The following is a 12,634-nucleotide window of genomic DNA, read 5'->3' on the forward strand; positions in this document are numbered from 1 at the left end:
ACTGCACCGCAGTCATCCCCAGGATTCTTTGTATCCCTGGCGCCTGGCTGGCGGAGGCATGGCCCGAGGGGGAATGGCTTTCAGCGGCTTACCCAGAAGATAGCCTTGCCCGTACCTGAGCCCCATGGACTTGGCCAGTTGCAGGATCTCTTCCGTTTCGATCATCTCACCTATTATGCTGGCGCCAAGGTCATCGCACAGAACCTTGATCGAGTGTATGAGGGCACGCTGCCGCTCATTCGTGACGGCAGCCTGGAGGAAGTTGCCATCGATCTTGACATAGTCGACCTCAAGGGCGCGCAAATAGTTATAGCCAGCTGCCCCCGCACCGAAGTCATCGAGGCAGAGGTTGAAGCCGCGGCGCCTCACGCTGCCAAGAAACGCGGCAGCCGTGTCCAAGTCGGTAATCTGGCTTGATTCGGTTATTTCGAAGAGCAGCCGTTCGCTCAGCGCGCGCGCGCTTGCCAGTCGACTCATCAAGGCGTGTCTGAAGCCATCGTTTTCGATCGACGCTCCGGAGATATTTACCGCAAGGGAGATGTCTGAACGTCCCTCAAGAGCCCTTATCGCCTGTTCGGTTGTTGCGAGATCGAGTTCCTGGACCAAGCCGATTTCTTCGCTGAACCGCACCGTCTCGTAAGCGGACTGGCCATTGTCAAATCGTACCAAGGCCTCGAAATGATGGACTGTACGCGCCAGCAGGTCCTCGACCGGCTGGAAATGCAGTTCAAATCGACGTTGCGTAATCAGATCCCGCGTATGGCTGTATCGGCCGACTGTGGCTTCGAGGGCGGCAGAAAGGCCCGATTGAAATCTTTTCAGGTCGGCCTCATTGCCGGTCGCGAAGCTTTGCAGGGCGTAAGAAATGGCCTTGAACGCACTTTCCGGCGTCAGATCGCCGGCATCGATCTGGATATTCACGACGCGCGATGTGACGCTTTTCTTTGTGCCGGCCATTTTCAGGGCGTCGGAAACGCTGACATCCAGCCGCTGCTGGACAGCATCCGATGGGGTTGTGCCGGAGGTTACAACGGCAAACTGATCAGGACCGACTTGACCCGCCAGGTTGCCGCTTAGCGCATTGGCGCGCAGAACAGCGCCGACTTCCGCCAAGACCTGTGCCGATTTGGTTGCGGGCAGGCCCTCCAGAACATTGGCCAGTCCCGGAAGGTCGATAAGCTGCATGGCTTTCGGATATGCGGCGTCATCGGCCGCTTGACCGACAACGACGGAAGCGAGTTCGCGAAATTCCTCCAGGGAGAGGAGGCTTGTGACGGGATCGATTTGGGGCACCAGCCGGGCGAGCAGGGCCGACAACAAGGTCAGGGTGATGAATAGGGTTTTCCCTCCGGGAAAATGACAGGCGCCGATATTCACCCGAAGGGCGTTACCATTGCTCTGTCGGAGCCTGACAACGACGGGTTCGATGCGCCCGCTATCCCAGGCCTTGGCCAGCAAGCGGACCACAAGGGGGCGGTCCTGCTCGACGAACAGGTCCGCGAAGGGCTCCCCCGCGCTGTCCCCCTGCAGCAGGGTCTGCGTGGCGCCGAAGGTCGATAGCGTCCTTGAGTCGTGGTCAACCTCTACCAATATATCCGCCGCAGCCATTGCGAAGGCCAGAAACCGGTCACGTTGTGCTTTAAGCTTCAACAGGTCTGACATAGGGAGGCGAAGGTCCTGATAGCGACGGAAACGGCGGCCAGATGCCGCCGTTCCTCAAAAATCGTATTATATAGTTAAGCGGCGGTAAATTTTTCAGCCGTTATGCGAGCACTTCCCTATTTTTGAAGGAAGTGACGGCAGGCTTTGGACATTTTTACGGTAAGATTAGACACCTGACGCCGCTTAGCCTAATGCTCGGGCCGCTTCGCTCACACTCCGGGTGGATTGGTCGACTTGCGCAGCGGCGCTGGCAATGGTCGTGGCGTTATTTGTGATGGTCTCCACGCTATCGGCTGCCAACTGCATGTTGGAGGCGATATCCCGCACAACGGCCGACTGTTCGGTCATGGCGCCAGCGATCCCTGTTGAAATGTTATTGATCTGGCCAATCACGTCGGTGATCTGACTTATCGCATCAACTGCACTTTGTGTGGAGTTTTGAACGCCGGCAATCTGGCTGCGGATTTCGTCGGTAGCTTTTGACGTTTGGGAGGCAAGAGTTTTGACTTCAGAAGCGACAACCGCAAATCCCTTGCCGGCCTCTCCGGCCCGAGCCGCCTCTATGGTGGCGTTTAGGGCCAGGAGATTTGTTTGCGAGGCGATATGGTTGATGAGAACCACAAACTCGCCGATATTTTGCGTTGCTTCGAACAGGCCCGACACGATCTCGGTCGTATCTGTCGCTTTTTGCACAGCCGCCTGAGACACTTCGAGAGCCATGTGGACTTGATGATTGATTTCGGAAACCGATGCCACCAGTTCCTCCGCCCCGGCGGCGACGACTTGTACGTTTGAAGAGGTTTGGGTAGAGGCCGTGGCCGTTCCCGACGCGAGTTTGGCAACGTCGGTAATGGCGACCGTTATTTCACCCAGGTCGCGGCTGATGCCCACCTGAATTTTTTCGCGGCGCATGCGCTCGTGAACCTGCGGGGTCGTATCGGTAGCGAACTTCACCACCTTGAAAGGAACGCCCTTGGCGTCAAATATGGGATTATAGGAGGCTTGGATCCAGACCTCTTTTCCATTCTTGCCGATGCGCCGATACTCCGCGGCTTGGAATTCTCCGCGCCTCAACGCGTCCCAAAACTGCTTATATTCGGCACTGTCGCGATAGGCGGGGTCAACGAACATCGAATGAGGCCGCCCCTTGATCTCCGATAGATCGTACCCCAGAGCTGTGAGAAAGTTCTCGTTCGCGTCCAGAACGACCCCGTTCAGATCGAAGTGGATAACCGCCTGAGCCTTGTTTATGGCGGCAATCTGGCCTTCGAATTCGGCCGTCTTCAGCTTTTGCGCAGTCACATCGGTGGCGATTTTGACGACCTTGAACGGTTTGCCGCGCTTGTCGAGAACCGGATTATAGGAGGCCTGGATCCAGACCTCCTTTCCATTCTTGCCGATGCGCAGATACTCAGCCGTATCGAATGTGCCCTGGTTCAATCGCCGCCAGAACTGCTTGTAGTCTTCCGTCTGGGCATAGGCGACGGATACGAACAGGCTATGATGTTTGCCTTTGATTTCGTCGAGCCTATATCCCATGGCCGTCAGGAAATTGTCGTTGGCCGTCAGGATCGTGCCGTCCATGGCAAATTCGATCAGCGCCTGCGATTTGGAAAAGGCTGACAATGTCGCCTCTGCCTGCGAACTCTTAAACATGCTCAATTCCTCAACCTCTGTAGTGATCTAACGATGTTATGAAAAAGCTAATAATTCATTTCTTTTAAAAACGTAGTGAAGGTTTGGGCAATTTTCTTCGACGTTATTGCTCTGCACGCATAAGTTGATATCTGTTCCATCTTGATACATTCTCAATATTTGGCAGTTTGTTATTGGTTATATGATGAATATTTTTCTTTTCTATATAATATAAATTTGCCGCTTACACATGGATTGGTAACATTTTACTGAAATTGATATTTGGTGTTTTGTCGCAAATTGCGTCAATGCGATAATTTTACAAGTATTTTGGATACTTTTATTATAGCCAAGAAAGTCTTTTTAAGACCATATTAATTTTGTGGGATTGAGGGTTTCTCCACGCCTTGTTAGGCGGCTGGAGGAGCAAATGAACATTCACTCTGTAAAAACCAAGATCGTGGCCCTGTCCGCTTTATGCCTATTAACGGCAACGGGGGCATTGGTCGGGTATGGTGTCTTTTCGTCAGGAAAAACGACACATTTTGTAAACGAAAACGTCCAGGGATTGCTTGACCGCAGTAGTAGCGAGTCCCTTACCCGGCTGGCCTCTGCTCAGGCGGGTAAGGTTGGAACGGAAGTCGACACAGCCTTCTCCTCGGCTCGCAATATGGCGCGCAGTCTAGAAGTGGTCGCCGGTCCCGATGGCGCCCCGAAGGGGGAGAGGCGCCGCCAACTCAATGACATTCTGGTCAGCGTTCTCAAGGACAACCCGCGCTTCAACGGCACCTACAGTGCATGGATGCCAAATGCGATCGATGGCGCAGACGCCGCATATATGAACCGAAAAGATGTCGGTTCGGACGCAACGGGGCGGGCCTTGCCATATTGGACGCGCAACGGCCAGGGCCAGATCGCCATCCAGCCCCTGGTGGAATATGACAGTAAAGACCTCCATTCCAACGGCTTGGTGAAGGGAGGCTGGTTTATCGGGCCGGAAACGACCGGACATGAAAGCATCCTGGCGCCTCTGCCTTACATTGTGCAAGGTCGTAACGTCTTCCTCGCCACCATGTCGGTTCCCATCATGATAGGGGGCCAATTCAAAGGTGTGGCGGGTGCCGATTTTGATCTGTCTTTCGTTCAGGCCCTGGCCTTGGACGTCAAGAAGTCGATTTACGATGGCAAGGGCAATGTAACGATTGTCACTTCAGACGGTCTTGTTGTCGCATCCAGCGCTTTTCCAGAGGCGATAGGCAAGTCCATTCAACCCTTCGATCCCCTGGCCTGGAATGCTATAGATGTCATAAAGGCGGGCAAATCTGCCGTGAACTTTGACAAAAAGCACGATGATATGCGGGTTTACGCGCCGGTGCAGCTGGGGCGTAGCGGGCAGTATTGGTCGGTCATCATTTCTGTTCCCCGCACCGTCGTCATGGCGGATGCCGACAGGCTGTCGAATTCGCTCAAAAAGCGGGGTGGCAGCGATGTCCTTTGGGAACTGATTTGCGCTGGGATTGTGGCCGTGCTGGGCGTCATCGTTATTGCTATCATGGCAAATAATGTCGCCAACCCTATCGCGCGCCTGACGGAAGCGCTTGGCCGGCTGGCCATGGGTGAAAAACTGCGTGAAATTGTCGGGGCTGAGCGTCGTGACGAAATTGGGGACATTTCACGTGCGGTGGATCGCATTCGCGTCGTGACGGAAGAGGAAGCCCTTCAGAAAGCCGCGGGCGCCGAGGCCGAGCGTATAAGGCAGGACCAGGATCGCCGCGAGATCATGCTGAAGTTGGCGAACGAGTTCGAACGTTCTGTGGGTGGCATCGTGACCTTGGTGTCGAGCGCGGCCACAGAAATGCAGGCCTCCGCTCAACAGCTGTCCACAACGGCGCAACAGGCATCGGCTCAATCCATCGCAGTCTCGGCGGCGGCAGAAGAGGCGGGGGCAAATGTCACCTCTGTGGCATCCTCGGCAGAGGAGCTTGGCGCTTCGGTCAACGAAATCAGCCGCCAGGTCGAGACGTCGGCAACCATTTCATCAGAAGCCGTCCGAGAAGCGAGCGGAGCTGTCAAAATCGTGGAGGAATTGAACGAAGTGACGGCCAGTATTGGCGGCGTGGTCGATCTGATCGCGGGGCTAGCTAGCCAGACAAACCTGCTGGCACTGAATGCCACCATCGAGTCGGCGCGCGCGGGAGAGGCCGGAAAGGGCTTTGCTGTTGTTGCGTCTGAAGTCAAGGCTCTGGCCGGACAGACAGCAAGTGCGACAACCGAGATATCCGCCAAGATAGCGCACATCCAGGAAGCCACCGCCAAGGCAGCCTCGGCTATTGCCAATATTTCAGGCACGATCCAGAACATCAATCAGACCAACACAATAATCGCTTCGGCCGTCGAGCAGCAGACGGCGGCAACGCAGGAAATCGTTCAAGCCGTCAACCAGGCGTCGATTGGCACTCAGGAAGTGACCTCCAACATTACCGGCGTTGCGCTGGCGGCGGAGCAGACCGGCACCTCGGCCACCGAGGTATTAAATGCGTCGGCTGAATTGGCTCAGCAGGCGGAAAGGCTGCACCACGAAATGGACAAGTTCCTGGCAACGGTGAGGGCGGCATAAGGGTGAACCGCCGGCGCTCCCGCGCCGGCATTAGCCACATTTACCCACTCAGGCGTAATGGTCAGCGCTCGGATATGGGCTCGGATATGGGAATGCATAGAGTAACGCGCCCGGTCGTCTTAACCTTCCGTGAATAGTCAGGGTTCAGTCTGGGTCACGTGCAGGCGATTTGGAACCGCCGGACAAAAGCAGGCTCTTGGTCGACTGTCACTCTGCGTCATCTATTCGCCCGCACGAAGACTTGCCTGAGAGGAACTACCAGTAACTTAGCAGCGTTCGAGGACTACACTGATGAAAAAGAGGGAAGCGGAAGCGACGGGGCCTATCGATTTGTCGCTCCTGAATGTTCTGGTCGTGGATGACAGTCACAACATCAGGAAAATCGTCTCGGAAATCCTTCGGACCATGGGAGTCAGGAACGTCAAACAGTCTTCAAGCGGTGTCGATGCATTTGAAATTCTTAAAACGTCTCCGATGGATCTGATGATCCTGGATCTGGTGATGGATCAACTGGATGGTATAGAGACCGCGAAACTTTTACGTCAGGGGTCCGACAGCCCGAATAGAACTCTGCCGATCATCATGATTACCGGGCACACGGTTCGCAGTAATGTCACCAAGGCACGTGACGCTGGCGTAAACGAAATCATCGCCAAGCCGTTTACGGCTCAGGTCCTCATGGACCATGTCCAGCGCGTCATGAGAAGCAAGCGGGAATGGATTGCCATTCCGAGCTATACCGGTCCTGACCGGCGACGCAAAACCCGTCCGGACTATGCCGGGCCGTTCCGCAGGTCGACAGATCGTACCGAATAGGCGCTTACGGCACAGAGATCAAACCGGCGTGTATGTCAAATGCCGATTGCATGATCAATACGATCATGTAATCGGCACCGACAGGGTCGTTTTCGGATGCGCCGTCAAGGTGATACAACTCAGGACCCAAACAGACGCGGCGGAAAAAATTCGCCTACTCTGTTAGACTGTGCGCGGATTGCTTGTCATGTTCTAAGCATGGTATGAACGTAGGTTAAGTTATAAGCCCGCGAGCCTCGACATAACCTTATAGCGGCAGGGCCAGCACAGCGAAAGCCAAAAAAATAAACGAAGTGAGTTCATACGCTTTCTCCTCCTGGCACGGCCATCAACCCGCTTTCAGGAAACGCTCAACGCTGCCCTTCAATCCGTCAGAGTGTCCCGCCAAGACGGAGGCGATTGCGCTCACGCTGCCAGCAAGCTCTCCTGTCGCTGCGGCGGCGGTGGAAACACCGGTAATATTGGTGGACATTTCTTGTGTGGTCGCCGCCTGTTCCTCAACGGCGCCGGCCATGGCGGTTGTCAGGTTCGACAGCTCATCCACCGCCCGGGTAATGGTTCCGATGGCCAAAACGGCTTCTTCGGTCGATTTTTGAATTGCGCTCACCTGCTGCGTGATTTCATCGGTCGCTTTGGCTGTCTGTCCGGCTAAGGCCTTAACCTCACCAGCGACTACGGCAAACCCTTTGCCAGCCTCTCCCGCACGTGCGGATTCGATGGTTGCGTTCAGGGCGAGAAGGTTGGTTTGTGCAGCAATTGAATTGATCATAGCGACAACGGCATCAACCTTGCGTGCATTTTCAGCCAGCAAGCGCACTGTCGTATCCGTAGTTGCGGCCTGTATCGCAATCTGCTGCGCGCGATCCGATACCCGACTTACCTGTCCGGAGATTTCATGGATAGCACCGGTCATCTGTTCGGAACTGGTCGCTACCGAGGACGCTTTCTCGCTGGCATTCTCGGCAGCCCCCGCCAAACCGTCGGCGGAGCGCTGCATATCGTCAACCGCTTGGGACACAGCGGCGACGACCTGTGACACGTCCGTGGCAATACTTTCCTGGTTGGTAATGATCGCCCAGGTCAACATTGGCGCAATATACTCGCCATCGGGCCCTTTGATGGCTGTTATCTGTAGTTCGAGAACTTCAGGCCCAATCCTGATCTTTGTTTTATGCGGCAGAAGTCGATCGTCAGCCAACATCTGTCGTTGGTGCGAGGGGTTCTTGTGAAAGATATCGATCGAGGCGCCCAACATATCCGCCACTTTGACCGGCAGATATTGTTCAATCGCGCCCAAGGTTTTCTCAGAGGTGGCATTGAGATAATTGATGCGGAAATCATTCTTTGGATCGACCGTCATAACGGCCACCGGCATGCCGTCAATCATGGTCATCAAGCGGCTGGTTTCATTCTTCTTGGCCGTGATATCCGAGGCGAACTTAACTACCCGCTCAGGCTTTCCATGCTCATCGAATACCGGATTATAGGTTGCTTCCAGCCAAACCTTTGCGCCGCCTTTGCCAAATCTCAGGAACTCTCCAGAGGCGAACGTGCCACGTCTCAGATCTTGCCAGAAGCGCTCGTACTCGGCGCTCTTTGCGAAGGCAGGATCGACAAAGAGACTGTGATGTTTGCCCTTGATCTCGCCGAGATCGTATCCAATAACGCGCAGGAAGTTTTCATTGGCATCAAGAACCGTACCGTCCATAGCAAATTCTATGGTAGCTAAAGACCGGTTTAGAGCGTCAAGTTTTGCCTGTGCCGTGTTAAATCCAACCTTTGTGAACATATTCCAGCTTCCCACTGCATGACTCCTACTTATCTATGTTTGCCATTGGGTTTTTATTGAAAACTATTAAGACATGTCGTGGATAGATTAATTTTCAATTTATGTTTTTTGGACAAATCGCGCGCATACTTAACCTTGGGTAAATAGATGCCACATCTGTACATCATGGCTTACGCTGTCACGCCAATATCAATCACTAACCGAGTCCAGAAGCCTTGACACACCTCCACTAAATAATGTCGATTTCGGGCGAGTTGAGTGCAAGGTTAAGTTCGGAATCGCGCAACCGGGGTTTCCTTTCCAAGTGCCTGGGGAAGCATAGAGGGAAGGATTATTGACGAGCGTACGAAGGCGGTGGCCTGATGAGCCGGCTGGCCAGTAAGATAGGGCTCGCCGGTCAATCTTCGGGCCTTATTGCTGACGCATCGCCTTCTTTATTGATGCGCGATCCACGTGTCGATTTGCTGCGACAGGATATCAAGCGGCACGGGGCCGTTTTTCAGGACCTGGTCGTGGAAGTCGCGCAGGTCGAACTTCGGCCCCAGCGCCGCTTCGGCCTTGGCCCGCAGTTGCCGGATGCGGATCTCGCCGATCTTGTAGCCCAGGGCTTGGCCCGGCCAGCCGATATAGCGGTCAACCTCGTTCTGGATAGCGCGGTCACTCAGGCCGGTGTTGTCGCGCAGGCAGGCCACGGCCTGATCACGGGTCCAGCCCTGGACGTGCATGCCCGTGTCGATGACCAGTCGGCAGGCACGCCACATCTCCAAGGATAGGCGGCCGAAATCCTCATATGGCGTGCGGTACATGCCCATCTCCACACCCAGATGTTCGCTGTAGAGCGCCCAGCCCTCGACAAAGGCATTGATGTCGTCACGGCGGCGGAATTTCGGCAAGGCGTCATTTTCCTGGGCCAGCGCGATCTGAAGATGGTGACCCGGCAGGCCCTCATGCAGCGTCCAGGCGGTCAGTCCCGAAGTCGGACTCTGATCGAGATGGTCCGTATTGATGACCACCGTGCCGGGCAAGCCTTGGGCAAGACTGGCGGGGTTATAGCCAGACGACGAGCTTTTGAGCTGCGGATCGACTTCGTGGACCGTTACCGGCTGGCGCGGCAGGTTGCGGAAATAGAGCGGAAGCAAGCCCTGGACTCGGATCAGCACCGCACTGACCTTCGCATAATAGTCTTCAGGGCTTGTGGCGATGAACTGCGGATCGGTGCGGATAAAGGTCTGGAACTCGGCGAAACTGCCTTTGAAGCCACTGGCCTTGATGTCGGCATCCATCTCAGCGCGAATACGCTTCATTTCGTTGAGGCCCAGTTCGTGAATGGCCTCTGGCGTCATGTCGGTAGAGGCGTTGCGGTGGATCAGGTACTGGTAATAGGCCCGCCCGTCGGGCAGATCGCCGATGGCGATACTTTCCGGCGCCCTGGGCACATAGTCGTTCTTGAAAAATGCCACGAGGGCGTCCTCCGCCGGGCGCACCTGGGTGGCGATGACCTGCGTGCCTTCGGCCACGAGTTGGGCGCGCGTGGCGGCCGGGAGGCTGTCCGGCAGGTTTTTCAACGGATTGAGCAGGCTATGCTCGGCCACGGCTTGCGCGGCGTGTTTTTCCATCACCGCGAGCGCCTTGGTCGCGACCCGCTTTGGCCGCATAAAGCCGGTCGCGATCCCGCGCTGCATGTTTTCCGTTTCGGTGGCGTAGTAGGCGGGCAGGGCTTTCAGCTTGGCGATCCACGCGCGGGCCTCGGGCTCTGTGCGCAGGACGACGCCGGCGGCGGCATAGTCAGGCACGGTGTAGAAACCATCGCCCGTATTGAAGGGCAGGCGGGCCTCGTCAAAGCGCAGGCCATCGATTTCCAGGGCGAGGCGGTCCCTGATCAGGGCCTGGTTCAGGGCCTGATCAGGACAAAGGCCGGTGGTGGAGATAGCATTCAGGCGCGACATCAGACCGTTCAGCGCCAGGCGGTAGGCTTTCAGGGCTGCGGTGCTGTCATCCGGCCATTGCGCCAGTGCCGCCAGGTTGCCGTTGCCGCTTTCACGGACGGGATCGCGCGCGGCCGACAAGGCTTCGAAATCCGCCACCAGGGTCATCATTTTTGAATCGGACGCACTGGCACAGGCGACGGCAGACGTGACCGGTGCGGCTTGGGCCATGCCACCAGTCAGCAGGAGAGCCGCCAAGGTAAGGGGTGCGCTGTAACGGATCATGCGAAAATTCCTATTGCTCGGCGTAAGGGCCTTTACCGCCCTCGGCGATAAAACGGTCGATGCGCGCTTCCAGCACCGGCAAGGGCACGGAGCCTAGGTCGAGCACGGCGTCATGGAACTGGCGGATATCGAACCGATCGCCCAGGGCGGCCTCGGCCTTGTGGCGCACCTTCCAGATGGTCATCTCGCCGATATAGTAGGAAAGCGCCTGGCCAGGCGTATTGATATAGCGGTCGGTTTCGGTGGTGATCTCGTGCTCGGAAAGGGCGGTATTATCGCGCAGGAAGGCGATCGACTGATCGCGTGTCCAGCCCTTGGCGTGCATACCGGTATCGACCACCAATCGGCAGGCGCGCCACATCTGGTAGGTCAGCATGCCGAAGCGATCATAGGGCGTGTGATACATGCCCATCTCAACGCCGAGGCGCTCGGCATATAGCGCCCAGCCTTCGCCATAGGCCGAGATATAGGTCGACTTACGGAAATCGGGCAGGGTCTTGTTTTCCAAAGCCAGTGGCATCTGCCAGGCATGGCCGGGGGCGCCTTCGTGTAGCACGAGGGCGGGCAGGGTATAGAGCGGGCGTGATTTCAGGTCGTAGGTATTGAGGATCAGCACGCCGGGGCCGCCATTGCCACCTGTGTTGTAGGGCGCGATGGCGTCGGGCGTTGGCACCACGGCGAAGCGCATGCGCGGCGCGCGTCCGAAATACTGCGCCGCCTTGCCGTCAAATTCCTTGGAAATCCAGGCACCACGATCAAGGAAGGCTTGTGGCGTGGTGACGTAGAATTGCGGATCCGTACGCAGGAAGTCGTTGAACTGCTGGAGCGTTCCCTTGAAACCGACCTCGTCCATAACGGCCTGCATTTCGACGCGGATCTTTGCCACCTCGTCCAGACCGATCTGGTGAATCTGGTCAGGCGTCAGGTCGAGCGTTACATATTCGCGGATCAGCGACTGGTAATAGGCCTTGCCGTTAGGCAGGTCGTAGGCGGCGATGGTCTTGCGTGCGCCAGGGATATATTCGTTACGCACGAAGGCCAGCAGGGTCTTGTGCGCGGGGATGACGCTTTGGGCGATAGCCTCCGTGCCCAGTTTGCGCAATTGCGCCTGTTTGTCAGCCGGGATTGAGGCAGGCATGTTCTGAAACGGCGTATAGAAGACCGTCTGTTCCGGCGTCTTGTTCTCGAAAGTAATAGCGATTGACGAGTCGCGGCCCTGGAGGGAGACCTGGGACGGGGTGAAGCGGCGCTTGAGCCCAGCACGCATATTATCAATGTTCTGGCCGAAATAGCGCGGCACGTCGTTCAGGTAGGCAATATAGTTGCGGTAATCCTGCTCGGTGCGCATCGGCTTGCGCGCGGCATAGCTCAGGCCGCTCCAGAAACCGAAGCTCATTTCGTAGCTGCGGAACGTCTGCCGCGCCGCAAGGGTCTCGATCTGGTTGCGATAGACCGTGTAATTGACCTGCTGCTCCGGCGACAGGGCCTGGAGATCGATTTTATCGAGTTGGCTCAAGGTGTCGGTCCAGCGCATCAGCTTGGCATCCTGCGCCGCCTTAGACACATCCGGGAAGTGCGATCGGATAGCGTCTTCGCCGCTGTCGTCGTCATTGTCACCGGTCAGCGCTTTGCGCCATTTCCATTCCGATTTCCAAATGGACTGAAAGGCCGCATCGTTACGGTTTACCGGTGCGGTCGCGGCAACAGCCGGAACGGTCGATGCCAGGCTCAGGCTGGTGGCTAGCAAGGCCGCGATGGCGATTGCAATTTTCATAGTCCATTCCTCCCAATCCACATCGGAAGAAATTAACGTATACCGTATATATTATTTTGCAATCGCTTCTGTAAGTCTCGGAGGTCATACTGGTGCGGTAAGGCCAGCATAGGGCCGGGACGTTGCCGCAG

The 12,634-nt window shown here is 56.3% G+C and carries 7 protein-coding genes; 2 read left to right on the forward strand and 5 right to left on the reverse strand.

Annotated elements, in window-relative coordinates:
* Window positions 1–12: 12 nt before the first annotated feature.
* On the reverse strand, window positions 13–1,662 hold the full coding sequence (locus RCJ00_RS08835; protein WP_316221439.1) for an EAL domain-containing protein: 1,650 nt from the start codon (window positions 1,660–1,662) through the stop codon (window positions 13–15).
* A gap of 183 nt (window positions 1,663–1,845) precedes the next feature.
* On the reverse strand, window positions 1,846–3,318 hold the full coding sequence (locus tag RCJ00_RS08840; RefSeq protein ID WP_316221440.1) for a methyl-accepting chemotaxis protein: 1,473 nt from the start codon (window positions 3,316–3,318) through the stop codon (window positions 1,846–1,848).
* 409 nt (window positions 3,319–3,727) lie between these two features.
* Between RCJ00_RS08840 and RCJ00_RS08845 the strand changes: the two genes are divergently transcribed.
* Entirely contained in the window at window positions 3,728–5,914 is a 2,187-nt protein-coding gene (locus RCJ00_RS08845) for a methyl-accepting chemotaxis protein (RefSeq protein WP_316221441.1), read from the forward strand.
* Between the two features lie 291 nt (window positions 5,915–6,205).
* Window positions 6,206–6,730 (forward strand): response regulator, encoded by a 525-nt coding sequence (locus RCJ00_RS08850; RefSeq protein WP_316221442.1) that lies wholly within the window; start codon window positions 6,206–6,208, stop codon window positions 6,728–6,730.
* A gap of 328 nt (window positions 6,731–7,058) precedes the next feature.
* Here RCJ00_RS08850 and RCJ00_RS08855 read toward each other — a convergent pair whose 3' ends face one another.
* The 3 genes from RCJ00_RS08855 to RCJ00_RS08865 all read right to left on the reverse strand — a co-directional run bounded on the left by RCJ00_RS08855 (window position 7,059) and on the right by RCJ00_RS08865 (window position 12,503).
* On the reverse strand, window positions 7,059–8,519 hold the full coding sequence (locus RCJ00_RS08855) for a methyl-accepting chemotaxis protein (RefSeq protein WP_316221443.1): 1,461 nt from the start codon (window positions 8,517–8,519) through the stop codon (window positions 7,059–7,061).
* A 434-nt stretch (window positions 8,520–8,953) separates the two neighbouring features.
* Complete coding sequence (locus RCJ00_RS08860) at window positions 8,954–10,729, reverse strand: DUF885 domain-containing protein (protein ID WP_316221444.1); 1,776 nt, start codon at window positions 10,727–10,729, stop codon at window positions 8,954–8,956.
* Between the two features lie 10 nt (window positions 10,730–10,739).
* Window positions 10,740–12,503 carry a DUF885 domain-containing protein gene (locus RCJ00_RS08865; RefSeq protein WP_316221445.1) on the reverse strand — a complete coding sequence of 588 codons (1,764 nt, stop codon included), beginning with the start codon at window positions 12,501–12,503 and terminating at the stop codon, window positions 10,740–10,742.
* Between the last annotated feature and the right edge of the window lie 131 nt (window positions 12,504–12,634).

Source organism: Asticcacaulis aquihabitans (assembly GCF_032490435.1).
In the GTDB taxonomy this organism is placed as follows: domain Bacteria; phylum Pseudomonadota; class Alphaproteobacteria; order Caulobacterales; family Caulobacteraceae; genus Asticcacaulis.

What these genes read in the sequence shown, in the direction of transcription:
- RCJ00_RS08840 (WP_316221440.1), bottom strand. Translation starts at nt 3,318, where the DNA reads ATGTTTAAGAGTTCGCAGGCAGAGGCGACATTGTCAGCCTTTTCCAAA.
- RCJ00_RS08845 (WP_316221441.1), top strand. Translation starts at nt 3,728, where the DNA reads ATGAACATTCACTCTGTAAAAACCAAGATCGTGGCCCTGTCCGCTTTA.
- RCJ00_RS08860 (WP_316221444.1), bottom strand. Translation starts at nt 10,729, where the DNA reads ATGATCCGTTACAGCGCACCCCTTACCTTGGCGGCTCTCCTGCTGACT.
- RCJ00_RS08850 (WP_316221442.1), top strand. Translation starts at nt 6,206, where the DNA reads ATGAAAAAGAGGGAAGCGGAAGCGACGGGGCCTATCGATTTGTCGCTC.
- RCJ00_RS08865 (WP_316221445.1), bottom strand. Translation starts at nt 12,503, where the DNA reads ATGAAAATTGCAATCGCCATCGCGGCCTTGCTAGCCACCAGCCTGAGC.
- RCJ00_RS08855 (WP_316221443.1), bottom strand. Translation starts at nt 8,519, where the DNA reads ATGTTCACAAAGGTTGGATTTAACACGGCACAGGCAAAACTTGACGCT.
- RCJ00_RS08835 (WP_316221439.1), bottom strand. Translation starts at nt 1,662, where the DNA reads ATGTCAGACCTGTTGAAGCTTAAAGCACAACGTGACCGGTTTCTGGCC.